The sequence below is a fragment of the Leeia aquatica genome (assembly GCF_012641365.1).
Classification (GTDB): Bacteria; Pseudomonadota; Gammaproteobacteria; order Burkholderiales; family Leeiaceae; genus Leeia; species Leeia aquatica.
This window is the reverse complement of sequence record NZ_JABAIM010000001.1, coordinates 992184-1008588: the sequence shown is the minus strand read 5'-3', so window position 1 is coordinate 1008588 and position 16405 is coordinate 992184. Positions and strand designations below refer to the sequence as shown.

The window sequence follows — 16405 nt, the reverse complement described above, 5'->3', positions numbered from 1 at the left end:
TGTGTCAGGGCGGTGGGCTGTAATCGTATGCCGGTGCGATAAAGCGCAGCGTCTCGTCCCCGGCATCGCGGAACAGCGGGCAGTTTTCATTACTGGTGAGGTAGGCTTCATCATCACGAGTAAAGTTGAGGCTGACCGCTGAGCACAGGCCCTCATACTGTTGGTAGGCTTTGCTGAACGCCGGAGTAAGCTGTACCGCATCCTGCCCTTCCTGGCTGTTGTGTGCAGCATCGACGAAGCGCGCCTGCAATTCCATCAGCAACAGTTTGTCTGCCTTGCGCGGCGCCAGGTAGAGCCGGACCAGCGGGCGGTTGCTTTCCGCCTGCACCAGCACCGTCATGCTGTAGCGGGCATTGGCCCAGGTACCGGAGTAAAAGTGCAACGGCTGCGCCAGCCAGCTAATGCGCATGAGGTACGCTTGCTTGAGGCAGGCGACGGTGTCACCACAGCGTGCTCGCTCTTTGATCCATTCTTGCTGGTTCTGGCGAAACGCTTTCAGACGGGCCGGGTAGCTGGCGAGCAGCTGCGCCGTGCGTTTGTAATGCGCCGCCATGGTTTCGTCCAGCGTGGACAGCTCCGGGGTCTTGCAGATGGCGCGCTCATCTTCGGCTTTGGTCTTGCTGCAATCAAAACTGGCTGCCAGCACGGGCAGGCTCAGCATACTCGTCAGCAGCAACAAGCAGAACCGCTTCATGATGCACGTCCCGGCAGGATGATGTCATGGCATGGTAATGCAAACCCGAGGCAGAAACCAAGAGTGTTTGTCGCTCACCCCACCAGCAGGATATGCACCCGATAGGGGCCGTGGGCGCCGAGGGTGATGGTTTGTTCGATATCGCCGGTGCGCGAGGGGCCGGAGACGAAGTTGCAGGCGCGTGGCAGCTGGCCTTGCTCTTCCCGCAGCAAGGTCCAGGCCGCTTCCATGTGTGGCAGCAGGCGCTGGCGCGGCACGATGGCAATATGCGTTTCCGGCAGCAAGCTGCTTGCGGCCGGGGTTTTGCTGCCCGAGGTCAGCAGCAGGGTGCCGGTTTCGGCTATGGCGCAGAAGCAGCCGGTGATGCCGACCAGATCGTCGCCGTGGGCTGGGCGGGCTTCCACCCACAAGCCGCTGCCAGTCCAATCCAGCCCTTGCCATTGCGGCCAGCAGATGGCGCGGGACGGCAGCGCATGCTGCTGCAGATAGCGCGCTACGGCGGCGGGTACCGCTGCCAGATCGGGGAGGGGTTCCAGCGTGCTGGACAGGGCCAGCGCCTGCTCGGTAAAGCGCGTCACCAGATCCTCGACTTGCGCACCGGGTGGCAGCGGGCCGAGGGGCGGCTGTTGCAAGCGTTGCGTGAGCCGCTCGCTGGTGGACCGGTCCGGCTGTTGTGCCTGCAGGCGGGCAAGGATACGTTCGCGGGCGCTGTTCATGAGGATGGTCCTTGCTGGCGAGAACGGTACAGCTCGCGGAAGGTGCGGCCTTGACCGGCCGGGAAGGTCCGCCCCTGGGTCCAGCCTTGGCCAAGAGGCAGTCGGCGGATTTGCCCCTGGCGCCCCCCCAGCCAGCGCAGCACTCGGCTGGCGATGCGGGTAGTTAGCGCGTAGCTGCGCGGGTGCAGCGCCAGCCAGCCCCACAGGCGGTAAGCCAGTTGCTCACGCCAGGGGCGTAGCTGTTGCTCGACCTGACGGGTGCGCAACTCGCGCATCAGGTCTGGCAAGGGAATCTTCACCGGGCAGGCGACGGAACACTGGTTGCAGCCGGTGCTGGCATGCGGCAAGTCCAGACTGTGCTCCAGTCCGATTAGGCTGGGGGTCCATACCGAACCCATCGGGCCGGGGTAGACCCAGCCATAGGCGTGGCCGCCGACCGCCTGATACACCGGGCAATGGTTCATGCAGGCACCACAGCGGATGCAGCGCAGGATGGGGGCGAGGGTGCTGCTGTGGAGCTGGCTGCGGCCATTATCGAGCAGTACCACGTGCATCTGCTCCGGGCCATCGCTGGCTCCGGCGTCCTTGGGGCCGGTCAGCACCGACACATAGTTGGAGATGCCTTGTCCGGTTGCCGAGCGGGGCAGCAGCCGCAGCAGGGTGCTCAGGTCTTCCAGCGTGGGCACCACTTTCTCGATGCCGGTAATCGCCACATGAATACGGGGCAGGGTGGTGCAGAAACGGCCATTGCCTTCGTTGGTGACCAAGGCGACCGAGCCGGTCTCCGCCACTAGGAAATTGCCACCGGAGATACCCATGTCCGCGCTGAGGAAGTGAGGGCGCAACACCTCGCGTGCCTCACGGCACAGCCCGGCGATATCGTCAGCCCAGCCCGGCTCGCGTTCGCGCGGGTGGTGTTGCTCAAACAGGGTGGCGACCTCTTCCTTGTGCTTGTGCACGATGGGGGCAATGATGTGGGAAGGCGGTTCCTTGGCCAGTTGCAGCACATACTCGCCCAGGTCGGTTTCCACCACGGTGATGCCCGCCGCTTCCAGCGCCGTGTTCAGGTCACACTCCTCGCTGACCATCGACTTGGATTTCACCACCTTCTGCACGCCGTTGCTGAGTGCAATGTCACGCACAATCTGCTGCACCTGGGCGGCATCTTCAGCCCAGTGTACAAATACGCCACGCGCCTGGGCGGCGGTCTCAAACTGGCACAGCCAGTGCGCCAGATCATCCAGCGTTTGTTGCCGAATCGCTGCACCCGCTTCGCGCAGCTCGGCAAAATTGCCAACCGCGTTGATGGCCAGGCTGCGCTTGGTGACAAACTTGAGCGGAATGCGGGTCAGCGCTTGCTGCAGTGGTTCATTGTTCAACTGCCGCCGGACGTTACCGCTAAACTGGTGTGCGCTGGATTCCATCAGTCCTCCCCGTCCACCAGCAATTCGGCAAAGTGCCGCACCTGTACGCGACTGCCACGGGCGCGCAGGCGGCCTTCCATATTCATCAGGCAGCCGAGGTCGCCCCCCACCACCATGTCTGCCCCGCTGGCCTCGATGTTGCTGCATTTGCGATCGGTGATCTTGCACGACAGCTCACCATACTTGAGGGCAAAGGTACCGCCAAAGCCACAGCACTGATCCGCCTCGTGCATCTCCTGCAGTTCCAGCCCGGCCACCTGTTGCAGCAGGGCGCGGGGTTGCTGCTGGATGCCCAGCTCGCGCAGGCCGGAACAGGAATCATGATAGGTGATGCGCAGGGCGCGCTGAACGGTGACGGGCTGTGGCGCGACCTCAGTGAGAAATTGCGAGAGTTCATACACCCGGCTGCCAAACTGGCGAGCGCGTGCCTGTTCTTCCGCCTGCTCAAACAGCTCGGCATAATGCAGGCGCAAGGTGACGGCACAGGAGCCGGAGGGTAGTACCACACAGTCGCAATCGGCAAATTCTGCCATCAGTTTTTGCGCCAGTTGCCGTGCCAGCGCCCGGTGACCGCCATTGAGGGCCGGTTGCCCGCAACAGGTTTGCTGCGCAGGTACCACCACCTCATGCCCGCCTTGCTCCAGCAGCTTGAGGGTGGCCAGGGCAACGGAGGGGCGATTGAGGTCAGCCAGACAGGTGACAAACAGACCAACGCGCATGCAGGATGTCCTCCAGAGCAGATGGGACGGATGCTGCCAGCAGCGGGAGAGGGCGTCAATGCGGGCTTACCCGATCAGGGGGTGAAGGTGCGGTGTGAACCCATTATAAAGGACTGCGTGTGAATACTCCGGATGCAAAGTCGCCCTACCATGCCAGGTGGGTCTGGGCTGTGCTGGTACTGCTCAATATGCCTGTGTGCATTATGGAAGCCTGGCAGGAGCACCATATTCAGCACAGCTGGCAGTTCAGCCTGCTGTTACCGTGCTGGATGATGTTTACCTTGTTCTGGAGCCGGCTGGAAGGATGGGCTTTGTCCTGGGCAGGGGATGTGGCGGTCTATCTGTTACGAACGCCCGTGTTGATGCTGGCCGCTTCCCAGATCACCCCGGTATTGCAACTGTTTGCGGGCATGGTCGCGGAGGGCATGTTGGGCCCTCCGCCGACGAATGCATTACCTGGCCTGCTGCACCTGTTCGCGATGATGACCCTGACTGGTGCGTTACTGAGTCTGTGTGCGTTGGTGCTCCCCGCACTGGCACTGCTACTGTGGCGATGCCGTCGGGCATGGGCTTAGCCGCTGACTGTGCTGGCACAGCCGGTGTCGTAGGCATGTCGTCTGCCTGTCGTGTCCGCGTCGTGGTGTGTCATGCAGTGTCGCGTTTAGCCTTGGTGACGTGATTTCAAGGAGTGGTCATGCAAGTACAGAAACTCAGATTGCAGCGAGGCTGGTCCCAGCAGCAACTGGCGGAGCTCAGCGGATTGAGCACCCGCACGATTCAGCGGATTGAAAATGGTCAGCCGGCCAGCGCGGAGTCCTTGAAATCACTGGCGTCGGTCTTTGAGATCGACTTTTCCACCTTGTCCAGTGAGCAAGCCATGCCTGTGAGTGATCCCCTTGACCGTGATGAACAACTGGCCCTGTCCAGAGTCCGCAAGCTCAAGCGCTTTTATATCCACCTGATTCAGTATCTGGTGGTCATCTCGGCGCTGTGCCTGATCAACCTGCTGTCCAGCCCCCGGCACCTGTGGTTTTACTGGCCTGCACTTGGCTGGGGCATCGGCATTCTGGTTCATGCGTCCTCCGTCTTTGACTGGATACCGTTCCTCGGTGCGGAATGGGAGCGCAAGCAGGTGGAAAAGCGGTTGGGGCGCAAGCTGGAATAGGGGGCATCATCACTTTGAACCTGATGGGTGTTCCCGTTTCTACCCGTACGGGAACAAAGCAGGCTGGCCCCGTCCTGCAATCGTGCGGGGGAGGTGCCCCGCAAAGCGGGCGGGTTTCGCTATGATGCACAGCGTTGCCAGACCGCGCCATCATCCACAGGAGCATCCACCATGCTACAGCAGTCCCGAACGTCAACGGCGGCGATCGTCAGCCGAAGTGGCTGGGTTTGGGCAGGGCTGGTGCTCATCAACATGCCGGTTTGCCTGGCCTATGCCTGGGGAAGCAACTTCTTCAAGGGCGTGTGGCAGGTGGGCTTGCTGTTGCCGGCCTGGCTGATGTTCACGGCGGGCTGGAACGGGCTGGAGGCTTGGCTGGCGCAGCGCTGGGGGCAGAATGCACGAATGATGCTGCGTGGCTCGGCGCTGGGGGTGGCGGCCTTGCAGGCGGTACCCGTGCTGCAGCTGTGGACGGGGCTGCTGGCCGCAGCCGCGATGGAATTGACGCTGGGGAATATCCATCTGCGGGGCGTGCTGCTGCAGCCGCTGTCGGTGCTGTTGATGATCGCACTCAATGGCGTGCTGCTGTCTTTGTTTGTATTGCTGCTGGCCGGCTTGAGCGGTCTGCTGGTGTGGGGGTGGCGGCGCATGGGCTGGCCGTTGCGCTCACCCGTCTGGCTGCTGCTGGCGTGCTGGTTACTGCTGCTGGGTATTGACCTGTCGCTGCGCCACTCGGCAGCGCCGCTGTTCGGGCCGGTGCCGAATCTGCTGATGTTGCTGCTGTCTTAGTGGGAGGGTCGTGCTCAGCCAGGTGAGGCTTGGCGCTCGGCAAGCTGGACAATGGCGGTGATCGCACCCCGCGCCAGCGGACTGTTGTGCCAGCAGCTTGACCCCATCATCTGCGAAATCTGCCGGGTAATCACCAACGGGTCTTGTCCGGCCAGCTGGGCCAGCGTACTGAAGCCGATCTGCTCCAGCCGATTGATGACCGTATCACCGACCCCTTTGAGGGCGCGCATGGCTTCGCGTTCTGCTGCCGGAAACCCCATGTCTTACACCTGATGCATGATCTGTATCGAGATCGTATCGGGCTGCACCAAGGCAAGCAAGGCCTGCAGGCTGGCTTGGCCTGCCATCCGCTCATTGGATTGCTGTGCATCTGCTTCGCTCTGCCAGTGGTAGAGTTCGCACCAGTGGTCCGCGTTGTGGTACATCGTCTTGCTGATAAAGCCCTCCAGTTGCTGCAAGTCCGGCAGCAGGGCCTGCATGGCCGCCACCATGGCGGCATCGGTGACGCCGGGCTGGGCTTTCCATTGGATGATTTCCAGTACGCTTGCAGACATCATGACCTCACGGGGTGGGCTAAAACTTGCATGATGCTTGCCCTGCCTGACAGCGTAGTGTCAGGAGTGAGTGCTGTGAATGCTGTGCCTACCAGATACCACTGCGCCGTGGCAGGCGCTGGCCATCCAGCTTGCCACCGGTTCTGCACAGCAGCTTGGTGCATTCACCTTTGGGGTCGGACAGGGTGACCTGTCCTTTGCTGAAGTGCAGCTGCAGGGTGCATTTCTGCTTCAGGTAGGGGTCATCAAACACCACCTTCTGCATGCGGCCTGAGGGGCTGGCAAAACCACCCCAATACGCTCCCTCATAAGGATTGGCGCAGGTTTGACCCTGTGGCAGCCGGAGCTGGAAATGGACGCTCTCTGGCGTGACCAGCAGCCAGCTCACCACATCGGTGCAGGCAGCCGCGGCCGAGTTGCCATCAGGGCAAAGCCGCACTCTCTGACTGTACAGGCCCATGGTGGCGTTGGGTGGAGTATCTGCATGGGCCAGCAGGGGTGTGAGGAGCCACAGGCTCAAGATCAAGCAGAAGTAGCGTGTCATGATGGTCTGAGGGCCTACCAGAAAGCGCCGCGTCGCGGCAGGCTGAAATCATTCAGGAGGCCGCGGGCACCACACACCAGCGGGGTACATTTATAGCCGGGGTCACTGAAGGTGACGCCGCGCGGGGTGAAGCGCATCTGCATGCTGCAGCGATCGCCCAGGCTGGTGCTGATCTGTACGCTCAGCTGCTGTTTTTCCCAGCGGCCTACAGCAGTCTCATTGAACTGGTTGCCGGCAGAGCAGAGGTGGCCATTGGCAAAAGTCAGCTCAAAGCGGACCTTGACGGTATCGCCGCCCTCCGGAGTGATCAGCAACCAGTCTGCCTTGTTGACGCACTCAGGGGGATGGGTCGTGGTGCCACCGGTGCAGGAGCGGAATTTCCGGCTGAACAGCCCCAAAGCCTGATCCGGTACCGTAATCGGTGCTGGGGTTGGGGCGGCAGTCAGTAAGGTTGGGAACAACAGGGCAAGCAACAGTGCGCCCGACAGGCGTTGCAGCATGATGAGAACGCTAATTCATAAAACAGCATCATGCCACAAGCCACGCCTGGATTCATGACTTTTTCTGCAATCGGCTGATGCCGTACACCACCAGGACCAGACCCAGCAGCTGTACCCAAGAGAAGGGCTCACTCAGGATGATCCAGCCGAAGAAGATGGTCAGCGCCGGACCAATGGTGCCGAGCGCTGCAGTCTGCCCCGCGCCCAGCCGGGCCACGGCACGCGCCGCCAGCCAGATGGGCAGCACGGTGGAGATCAGGGCCATGGCGATGGCGTAGCCCCAGATCGGCAAGGACAAGTCCAGCAGGATGGCCGGTGAGCGGGTGAGCATGAACTGGCTGAGCACCAGCCCGCTGGAAAAGGCACCGGCATAACCGGCCAGCCGGGAGGAACCCACCCGCTTCACCATGACGCCGCTGCCCAGATAGTACAGCGCATAGGTCAGGCAGCTGGCCAGTACCCAGGCACTGCCGATCCAGACTTGCTGACTGACATTGACCAGCATGAGGTCATGCCAGAATGCCAGCACCAGCCCCAGATAGCTGATCGCCAGTGCACCCCAGGTGGCCAGGCGTACCCGCTTGCCGTGGATCAGCGCGTCGGCCAGCAGCACAAAACAGGGGTAGGTAAACAGGATCAGCCGCTCCAGCCCGGCGGTAATGTACTTCAAGCCGATGAAATCAAACAGGCTGGACAGGTAGTAGCCGGTGACGCCGAGCAAAAACAGGTGAAACCACTCGCGGCGGCTCAGGGTGCTGCCACCACCCCAGCGGGCCAGCAGGATGAAGGCCGGCAAGGCCAGGCCCATGCGCATGGCCAGCAGGGTAATGGCGTCGACCGGCCCGGCGGCATAGGCCAGCTTGATGAAAATAGCCTTGAGCGAAAAGCAGGTGGCCGACAGCAGGGCCAGACTGCGGCCATCCTGCCACCAGTGAAGGCGGCCTGATTCGTGGCTGGCGAAGGTGTGCTCTGCGGTGCTGGACATGGAAGTGCTTCATTGGATAAACAGTTTTGTCATTGTGCGCTTGCCTTTCAGACAAGACCATGCCTGATTTCTGGAGTATGATTTCGTGCATGACGAAATCAGAAACCGAATTGCGGCGCCTGCTGCGGCCGGTGTACTTTGATCTGCCGGATTTACGCCTGTTGCTGGCGGTGGCTGAGTGCGGCAGCCTGAGCGAAGCGGCTGCTCGCCTGCCGCTGGCGCTATCCGCTGCGAGCGCACGCTTGCGTGGGCTGGAGTCCCGACTTGGCGTGCAGCTGCTGCAACGCAAGGCGCATGGCATGGCGTTGACGGAGGCTGGGCTGCTGTGGGTGCAGCATGCCCGCCGCACGCTGCAGGCCGCCAGTGAGGCGCAGGAAGCCGCCACTCGCCAGCGCACCCCAGCACGGCAGCATCTGCGGGTGCAGGCCAATACCACGGCGTCACACTCGCAATTGCCTGCACAGCTGGGCGCCTTTCTGCAGCGGCATCCGGAGCTGGACTTGACCCTGGAGGAGGGCAGCAGCCGGGATGTCTGGCGCGCTGTCGCGGCCGGGCAGACTGATCTGGGGGTGATCGACGGTGACTATCATCCGGAAGGCCTGCTGATCCTGCCATACCGGCAATACCGGCTGGTGGTGGTGACGGCAGCCGGTCACCCCCTCGCGCAAAAACTGAGCTGCCGCTTCAGCGAAGCCTTGCAGCAGCCCTTGGTGGGGCTGCCGGAGGAGAGGGCTTTGCAAGGTTTTATCGAGAAAATGGCACGCCATGTTGCGGTACAGCCGGTATACCGCGCCCGCGCCCCCGGCTTTTACGCCCTGGTGCAGTTGGTGGTGGCGCAGTTGGGGATTGGTTTTCTGCCGGTGGATGTGGCGCTGGCCTATCGGGAAAGCCACCCGATTGCCGTGGTGGAGTTGGAAGATGGCTGGGCCACGCGTCAGCTGCAGCTCTGTTTACCGGAGCAATTGCTGTCGGACAGCCTGCTGATGCAGCTGGCGCGCTGGCTGACCGATTGAGGCTCCGCACCGCCACGGATTGCCAATCTGGCGCGCAGCAGGTAGCGTACAGGCTGGAAGGAGATCGGTATGGCATCGCAGATCGGTTTTGATCTGAAATCCCTTGAGGTGTTTGCGGCGATAGTCGAAGCCGGTGGCATGACGGCGGCCGGGCAGCGGCTGGGCATGACCCAGTCTTCGGTCTCGCAAAGTCTGGCCAATCTGGAGCAGTCGCTGCACGTTCAGTTGCTGGACCGCTCGCAGCGCCCCCCGATGCTGACCCCGCTGGGGCGGCAGTTCTACGAGCGCAGCGTGCGCCTGCTGGACTCGGCGCGGCAGGTGAGCCTGGACTTTCGCCGCAAGGAAAAAGCGACCCTCAAGCATGTGCGCATTGCCTCGGTCGATTCGCTGGCGACCAGCGTGGGGCGCGAGTTACTGGACGTGGTCAAGCTGCGCAGTGCGCACTGGTCGCTGGTCACCGGACAGTCGCACCAGCATGCCGAGAGCCTGCTGGCGCGCAAGGTGGACATCATCATTTCGGACGACGCGGTGGCCAACCATCCTGAGCTGTTCCGTCAGCGCATCATCCGCGAGCCCTTCGTGCTGGTGCTGCCCAAGGACTTTGCCGGGCCGCGCAACAGTTTGCGGGCGCTGTCCACAGCGGGGGATTTTGTGCGCTACAGCCACGGCACGGTGATTGGCCGCTCGATTGAGGCCCAGTTGCAGCACTGGGGGCTGACGCCGCCCCTGCGCATGCAGCTGGACAATTCTTCCGCCATTCTGGGCATGGTCAAGGCCGGGGTAGGCTGGACCATTACCACCCCACTATGCCTGTTGCAAAGTGGCTTGCTGACCGGAGAAGTGGAGTGCCTGCCGATCCCGGAAGGCGAGTTCCATCGCGAATTGACGCTGGTGGCGCGTGAGGAAGAGCTGGGTAGTCTGCCAGCACAGCTATCGCAGGATATCATTCAGGTGCTGCGGCAGCGCTACCTGCCACTGCTGCAGCAAAATGTACCGTGGCTGGCCAATGCCATCCGGCTGGGTGACGAAGGGTGACATACGCACTGGCAAATCCGCACTATACTGAGACGGTGTGGGGGACAACATGCGTGCATGGTTGACATTACTGCTAAGCGGTTTTGTGAGTGTGGCTCTATGGGCGGCACCCATACGGGTGGTCTTTCCCCGCCCTGAAACCGATATTGATGTGCGGGATCGCTATGCGTATGACTTGCTGCAGGAGGCGCTGGAGCATACCCGCAAGGATTTTGGCGAGTATGTGCTGGTTCGCAGCAGCAGTCCGATCAACCGTCTGCGCAGCGTGTTGGCACTGAATGACCCCAATGGTGAGGTCAATGTCATCAATGTGCCGACCTCGGTGAGCTATGAGCAAGCGCTCCGCCCCATTCGCATTCCTATCGACAAAGGTTTGCTCGGCTATCGGTTGCTGCTGATCCGGGACAAGGATCAACCCCGCTTTGATGCGATCCGCAATCTTGATCAGTTACGGCAGTTGCGTGCGGGTCTGCAGGAAAACTGGACCATCACGGATGTATGGCGCCAGGCTGGCTTCAAGGTCGTCACCAGCAGCGATTACGAGCCCTTGTTTTCCATGCTGTCTTATGGGCGGTTTGATTACTTCCTGCGGGGCGTGGACGAGATCATGCCGGAATGGCAGGGCCATCATGACAAGTTGCCCAGCCTGAAAATTGAGCAAAGCCTGCTGGTTTACCTGCCCTTGCCCCGTTACTTCTTCACCGGACGCACGCAGGAAGGCGAGCGGCTGGGGCAGCGCATTGAGGCGGGTTTGCAGCGGATGCGACAGGATGGCCGCTTTGAGCAGATGTTCCAGACGTATCAGTCTGAACTGCTCAGAGGCCTCAAACTGCAAGGGCGGCGGGTTCTGAGGCTGGAGAATCCTAACCTGCCTGCTGAAACCCCCTTGAACGACCCTTCGCTCTGGTATTCCCCACTCAACTGAGTCGCGGTCGCTTGTGCCTCAGACGGGTTTGCGAGCCCTGCTGATGATCCCCCGTGCCTGAAAAGGCGGGCTGCCCCGAATAAACCAGAGCAGCCCTTGCGCTTACACCATCAGGTGATTGTGCAGCTCACGCATGCCGGCGGACAGCATGGCCAGGTCCAGCTGATCGTAGGATTGCAGCTCGGCAAACATCTGCTGGCACACATGGACGGCATGCTCATGCTTCACCAGCCAGTCGGTCACCTGCAGGTCGGTTGCGCAATCCTTGCTTTCTGCCAGTGCCCGGCTGAGCAGGGCCCGCTGCTGGCGATGCAGGTCGTCACGCAAAGCGGTACGTGCCAGCGACTGCCAGCGATTGTCGCGCGGCAGACGGGTGATGACCTGCCGCAGCCAGTCCAGCTGCAGTGCGCGACCCAAGGCAAACCAGTTGGCCGCCACCACATCCAGCGCCAGCTGGTTGCCGTGTGCCACCTCGATGATGTCAAACACGGATACCAGCTCGTCCATCCGTGCCACCATGGCGGCCAGTGCGGCCGGTACGTTCTGCTCGATCAGCTGGCTTTCGCGCTTGGCAATCTGCGCGTAACCGGCAGACGGAATCAGCTTGCTGACGTCGCCCAGCAGCTTCTCCACCGAGGGGCGGAAAGCCGCGATGATCTCGTTCACCGGGGTGATCGGGCGGCGATTGCGCATCAACCAGCGGCAGGCACGTTCCACCAGGGTGCGGACCTGCAGCATCATGTCGGCCTGCACGGCAGCGGGAGCCACATTGTCCAGTGCCTCGATCTGACGGTACAGCGCACGGGCGTCCAGAATGCGGCTGGCGGCTTGCCAGGCACGGGCAATATCCGCTGCAGGCACTGCGCTTTCTTCCTGCAGGCGGAACACGAAGGTGCTGCCCATGCGGTTGACGATTTCATTGGCCATCTGGTTGGCAATGATCTCGCGGCGCAGCACATGGCTGCCCATCGCCTCGCGGAACTTCTGCTGCAGCGGCAGCGGGAAGTACTCCACCAGCATGTCCTCAAAGTCGGGCTGATCCGGCAAATCGCTCTGCAGCAGGTTCTGGTACAGCTCGATCTTGCTGTAGGCGATCAGCACGGCGACTTCTGGCGGGGTCAAGCCACGCTTGGCCAGACGGCGCTCATTGAAGCGGGCTTCGTCCGGCAGGAACTCCAGCTTGCGGTTCATTTGCCCGGTATGTTCCAGGTGCTGGATGAAGCGGGCATGGGTATTGAGCATCGACGGTGCAATCTGCTGGCCGACGGCAATCACCTGGGTTTGCGCATAGTTGTTGGCCAGCACCAGCTGACCGACTTCATCGGTCATCTCTGCCAGCAGCACATTGCGCTGCTTCAGGGTCATGTCACCACCGGCCACGATCTGGCCGAGCAGGATCTTGATGTTCACCTCATGGTCGGAGCAGTCCACGCCTGCCGAGTTGTCGATGGCGTCGGTGCAGATGCGGCCGCCGTTGAGGGCGAACTCGATACGGCCCAGCTGGGTGCAGCCGAGGTTGCCGCCTTCGGCCAATACCTTCACCCGCAGATCATTGCCGTTGACCCGGATCGGATCGCAGGAACGGTCGTTGGCTTCGGCATGGCTTTGCGTGCTGGCTTTCACATAGGTGCCAATGCCGCCGTTGTACAGCAGGTCGGCCGGGGCTTTCAGGATGTGGTGGATCAGCTCGGTCGGCGTCATGCTGTCTACGCTCACCCCCAGCCAGGCTTTCACCGGTGCGGTCAGCGCAATCGACTTGGCATTACGCGGGTGAATGCCGCCGCCTTCCGAGATCAGCGCGCTGTCGTAATCGGCCCAGCTGGAGCGGGGCAGGGCGAACAGGCGCTGGCGCTCCGCAAAACTGCGGGCGGCGTCCGGGTTCGGATCAAGGAAGATGTGGCGATGGTCGAATGCGGCCAGCAGGCGGATATGCTGCGACAACAGCATACCGTTGCCGAACACGTCGCCTGACATGTCACCAATACCGATCACCGTGAAGTCGGTGGTCTGGGTGTCGATGCCCAGATGGCGGAAGCTGCGCTTGACCGATTCCCACGCGCCCTTGGCGGTAATGCCCATGCCCTTGTGGTCGTAACCGGCAGAGCCGCCTGAGGCAAATGCATCCGCCAGCCAGAAGCCGTATTCGGCAGAAATGCCATTGGCGATGTCGGAGAAGGTGGCCGTGCCCTTGTCGGCTGCCACCACCAGATAGGGGTCATCCGGGTCCAGCCGGTGCACATTGGCCGGGGGTACGATCTTGCCGCTGACGATGTTGTCGGTGATGTCCAGCAGGCCGGAAATGAACATCTTGTAGCAGGCAATGCCTTCCGCCAGCCAGGCATCACGGTCGCTGACCGGTGGCAGCTGCTTGCCGACAAAGCCGCCCTTGGAGCCCATCGGCACGATCACCGCGTTCTTCACCATCTGCGCCTTCACCAGGCCCAGCACCTCGGTGCGGAAGTCTTCCATGCGGTCCGACCAGCGCAGGCCGCCACGCGCCACCTTGGCGCCACGCAGGTGCACGCCCTCTACCCGTGGGCTGTACACCCAGATTTCGAACAGCGGTTTTGGATCCGGCAGGAACGGAATCTGCCCGCTTTCCAGCTTGAACGACAGATAAGGCTTGGGCTGGCCGTGCGCATCCAGCTGCCAGAAGTTGGTGCGGCGGGTGGCCAGGATCAGGGTCAGGAAACCATTGAGGATGCGGTCTTCGTCCAGGTTGGCGACATCATCCAGCCCGGCGCGGATATCTGCCGTCAGTTGCTCGGCCTGTGCAGCATCGTGTGCGGTGGGGGACAGGCGGGCTTCGAACAGCGCCAGCATCAGCCGCACCAGCTGCGGATAGTTGGCCAGACATTGCTCGACATAGCTCTGGCTGAAGGTGAGGCCTGCCTGGCGCAGATACTTGGCGTAGGCACGCACCACGCTGACCTGACGCCAGTTCAGCCCGGCCAGCAGGGTCAGGCGGTTGAAGCCGTCGTTCTCGCATTGCTTGTGGAACACCTTGGCGAACAGTTCCTGGAACGCCTCACGCACCTTGGCGTCGTTCTGCAAGGTATCCCGCGCACTCTCGCTACCCAGCTGCAGGCCGTAATCGCTGATGGACACCTGGCTACCGTCTTCCAGTTCGATGCGGTAGGGATGTTCGTCCAGCACCGTCACGCCCAGGTTTTCCAGCATCGGCAAGGCATTGGAGAGGCCAATCGACTGGTTGAGGCGGAACAGCTTGAAGTGCTGATGGCTGCCATCGTCGCGCTGCGGTGCGTACAGTTTCATCGCCAGCGTGCAATCGGCGGACAGCGACTCCATCTTGTCCAGATCACTCACGGCGCTGCGTGGCAGGAATTCTTCGCGGTAAGCCGCCGGGAAACCTTCGCCATAGCGGCGGAACAGGTTGTTGCCACGCTCTTCGCCATGCTGTTCCAGCAGCGACTGCAGCAATTCGTCTTTCCAGCCGCGCACCGCGCGCGCAATGTCAGCTTCGATCTGCTGCTCGCTGAACTCCGGCAGCTGCCCGATCGGGGTACGGATATTGAACTGGATGCGCGCCAGATTGCTCTCGGACAGCATTACATTGAATTCACTGCTTTCACCACCAAACGCCTGCAGCAGGATCTGGTTCATCTTCAGCCGCACTTCGGTATTGAAAGCGTCACGCGGCAGATAGACCAACGCGGAGACATAGCGGCCAAAGCGGTCGTCCCGCACAAACACCCGTACGCGCGGGCGTTCTTGCAAACCGACGATACCCTGTGCAAATTTCAGCAGGATGTCGGCAGGCATTTCGATCAGCTCATCACGCGGATAAGTTTCCAGCACGTTGAGCAGGGTTTTTTCGCGGTGGCTGTTTTCGATGTAGTCGCACGCCTGCCGTACGAAAGCCACTTTCTTGCGCAGCACCGGGATGTCACTGGGGGAGGCGTGGTAAGCCGTGGCGGTGTACAGGCCAACAAAGCAGCGGTCCCCTACCACATTGCCCTTGCTGTCGTAGCGTTTGACGCCGATAAAGTCCAGGTGACCCGGGCGGTGGATGGTGGAGTGGGCATCCGCCTTTACCAGCGTCAGGGCTTCCGGCCGCTTTTTCAGTTCCACCAGCTCGCCGGGGATGCCTTTCAGGCACTGGGCGTAGACCGGATGGTCGGTATCGCGCAGGATGCCGAGGCCCGAGCCTTCCACCAGTGTGATCTCGGTGGCCTTGCCGCTCTTGGCTTGATAGTCGGCATAGCCCAGCAATACAAAATTGTTGCGCTCGATCCAGCCGAGGAATTCAGCAAATTCTGCCGTATCCCCGGCCTGGGCCGGTGCGCTGGCCAGCGAGGCAATCGCTTCTTGCAGGTGCTGGCGCATGGTGGCTTCGTCGCTGACAGCGGCGCGAATGTCCGTCAGCACCTGCTGCAGGTCGGCCTGCAGTGCAGCCAATGTGGCTTTGTCGGTCTGGCGGTCGATCTGGATATGGATGAAGGATTCCCGCACCGGGGTTTCATCGCTGGCCTCGGCCACGCTCGTCAGCTTGCCTTTGCTGTCCCGGCTCACCGAGAGCACCGGGTGCAGCAGCACGTGCAGTGACAGGCCACGGCGGTACAGAGCCATGGTGACCGAATCCACCAGGAAAGGCATGTCGTCGTTCACCATCTCGATGATGGTGTGGGTGGATTGCCAACCGTGAATATCGAATTCCGGGTTGTAGATGCGGATGTTGGGTTCACCGGTCACACGTTGCTGCGCCAGCTGCAAATGGCTGCTGGCCGCACCCAGCAGGTCTACCGCGGGCAGGGTGCTCAGATCATCGACGTTGGCATCATCAAAGTAGGCCTGCAGGTAGGGCAACATCTTCTTGACCTGGGCTGCGGGCAGTTTTTCACGAGCAATGGTCTGTACCTGCTCGATCAGGGCTTGCAGGTCGGACATCGGGGTTTGCGTCATTGTTGTTGTCTCTCTTGTCGGGGCTGACTGGCGGCCAGCAGGGCGGGTGGCAGTTCAGGGATCACCTGAGAGGGGGGCCACCACGGCTCAGGCGCATTCTAGACCTGCGGACAGGGGGGATATTTCCGGAATGCGACACCAAGTTACAGAATGGCGTTTAAGTAAATCGTCATTCACCCCGCTTTTATGGGTAACAATATAGCTTAAGTCAATGATATTAAACGTTTTGTCTGCTGATTCCTGGTGCCTGAATATGTTGCTGTACTAGGCTGGTGCGGATCGGGGCAGGCGTTTTACATTGTAGCCTATAAATATTCATGACATTATTGCCGTCACCCACTTCCGGACGGTTTGAGCCGGAAGGTGATGGACCTGAAGCAGGTGCTGGCCCGGTTTTCAGACACGGAACGGGGAGCGCGCCC

16 protein-coding genes are annotated in these 16405 nt (G+C 61.5%); 6 read left to right on the top strand and 10 right to left on the bottom strand.

Annotation, left to right across the window (positions count from 1 at the left end):
- Positions 1-4: 4 nt before the first annotated feature.
- From HF682_RS05245 to HF682_RS05230, 4 genes are all read right to left on the bottom strand, one after another.
- The gene (locus tag HF682_RS05245) at positions 5-694 is read right to left on the bottom strand and encodes a lysozyme inhibitor LprI family protein (RefSeq protein ID WP_168876169.1); all 690 of its coding nucleotides are present in this window, start codon (positions 692-694) and stop codon (positions 5-7) included.
- A gap of 74 nt (positions 695-768) precedes the next feature.
- A complete protein-coding gene (locus tag HF682_RS05240) occupies positions 769-1410 on the bottom strand; it encodes a LutC/YkgG family protein (RefSeq protein ID WP_205881905.1) in 642 nt (213 codons plus the stop codon).
- Complete coding sequence (locus HF682_RS05235; RefSeq protein ID WP_168876168.1) at positions 1407-2834, bottom strand: LutB/LldF family L-lactate oxidation iron-sulfur protein; 1428 nt, start codon at positions 2832-2834, stop codon at positions 1407-1409. Before HF682_RS05235 ends, HF682_RS05240 begins: the two co-directional genes overlap by 4 nt.
- A complete protein-coding gene (locus tag HF682_RS05230) occupies positions 2834-3553 on the bottom strand; it encodes a (Fe-S)-binding protein (protein ID WP_168876167.1) in 720 nt (239 codons plus the stop codon). The genes HF682_RS05235 and HF682_RS05230 overlap by 1 nt, the downstream gene beginning before the upstream one ends.
- Before the next feature lie 188 nt (positions 3554-3741).
- Here HF682_RS05230 and HF682_RS05225 point away from each other — a divergent pair, with 188 nt between their 5' ends.
- The 3 genes from HF682_RS05225 to HF682_RS05215 all read left to right on the top strand — a co-directional run bounded on the left by HF682_RS05225 (position 3742) and on the right by HF682_RS05215 (position 5504).
- Positions 3742-4128: a hypothetical protein gene (locus HF682_RS05225; RefSeq protein ID WP_168876166.1), complete on the top strand. Its 387-nt coding sequence runs from the start codon at positions 3742-3744 to the stop codon at positions 4126-4128.
- Between the two features lie 119 nt (positions 4129-4247).
- Positions 4248-4718 carry a helix-turn-helix domain-containing protein gene (locus HF682_RS05220; RefSeq protein WP_168876165.1) on the top strand — a complete coding sequence of 157 codons (471 nt, stop codon included), beginning with the start codon at positions 4248-4250 and terminating at the stop codon, positions 4716-4718.
- A gap of 171 nt (positions 4719-4889) precedes the next feature.
- On the top strand, positions 4890-5504 hold the full coding sequence (locus HF682_RS05215) for a hypothetical protein (RefSeq protein ID WP_168876164.1): 615 nt from the start codon (positions 4890-4892) through the stop codon (positions 5502-5504).
- A 14-nt stretch (positions 5505-5518) separates the two neighbouring features.
- Here HF682_RS05215 and HF682_RS05210 read toward each other — a convergent pair whose 3' ends face one another.
- The 5 genes from HF682_RS05210 to HF682_RS05190 form a co-directional block, all read right to left on the bottom strand.
- Positions 5519-5764: a hypothetical protein gene (locus HF682_RS05210; RefSeq protein ID WP_168876163.1), complete on the bottom strand. Its 246-nt coding sequence runs from the start codon at positions 5762-5764 to the stop codon at positions 5519-5521.
- 3 nt (positions 5765-5767) lie between these two features.
- Positions 5768-6058 carry a hypothetical protein gene (locus tag HF682_RS05205; RefSeq protein ID WP_168876162.1) on the bottom strand — a complete coding sequence of 97 codons (291 nt, stop codon included), beginning with the start codon at positions 6056-6058 and terminating at the stop codon, positions 5768-5770.
- A gap of 88 nt (positions 6059-6146) precedes the next feature.
- Positions 6147-6602 carry a hypothetical protein gene (locus HF682_RS05200; protein ID WP_168876161.1) on the bottom strand — a complete coding sequence of 152 codons (456 nt, stop codon included), beginning with the start codon at positions 6600-6602 and terminating at the stop codon, positions 6147-6149.
- Positions 6603-6616: 14 nt separating this feature from the next.
- Complete coding sequence (locus HF682_RS05195) at positions 6617-7102, bottom strand: hypothetical protein (protein WP_168876160.1); 486 nt, start codon at positions 7100-7102, stop codon at positions 6617-6619.
- Positions 7103-7154: 52 nt separating this feature from the next.
- Positions 7155-8087, bottom strand: coding sequence for a DMT family transporter (locus HF682_RS05190; RefSeq protein WP_168876159.1), 933 nt, complete (start codon positions 8085-8087; stop codon positions 7155-7157).
- Positions 8088-8176: 89 nt separating this feature from the next.
- Between HF682_RS05190 and HF682_RS05185 the strand changes: the two genes are divergently transcribed.
- The 3 genes from HF682_RS05185 to HF682_RS05175 all read left to right on the top strand — a co-directional run bounded on the left by HF682_RS05185 (position 8177) and on the right by HF682_RS05175 (position 11060).
- A complete protein-coding gene (locus HF682_RS05185; RefSeq protein WP_168876158.1) occupies positions 8177-9100 on the top strand; it encodes a LysR substrate-binding domain-containing protein in 924 nt (307 codons plus the stop codon).
- Positions 9101-9169: 69 nt separating this feature from the next.
- On the top strand, positions 9170-10135 hold the full coding sequence (locus HF682_RS05180; protein ID WP_168876157.1) for a LysR family transcriptional regulator: 966 nt from the start codon (positions 9170-9172) through the stop codon (positions 10133-10135).
- A gap of 49 nt (positions 10136-10184) precedes the next feature.
- Positions 10185-11060: a transporter substrate-binding domain-containing protein gene (locus tag HF682_RS05175; RefSeq protein WP_168876156.1), complete on the top strand. Its 876-nt coding sequence runs from the start codon at positions 10185-10187 to the stop codon at positions 11058-11060.
- Positions 11061-11162: 102 nt separating this feature from the next.
- Here HF682_RS05175 and HF682_RS05170 read toward each other — a convergent pair whose 3' ends face one another.
- Positions 11163-15983: an NAD-glutamate dehydrogenase gene (locus HF682_RS05170; RefSeq protein ID WP_168876155.1), complete on the bottom strand. Its 4821-nt coding sequence runs from the start codon at positions 15981-15983 to the stop codon at positions 11163-11165.
- Positions 15984-16405: the final 422 nt, after the last annotated feature.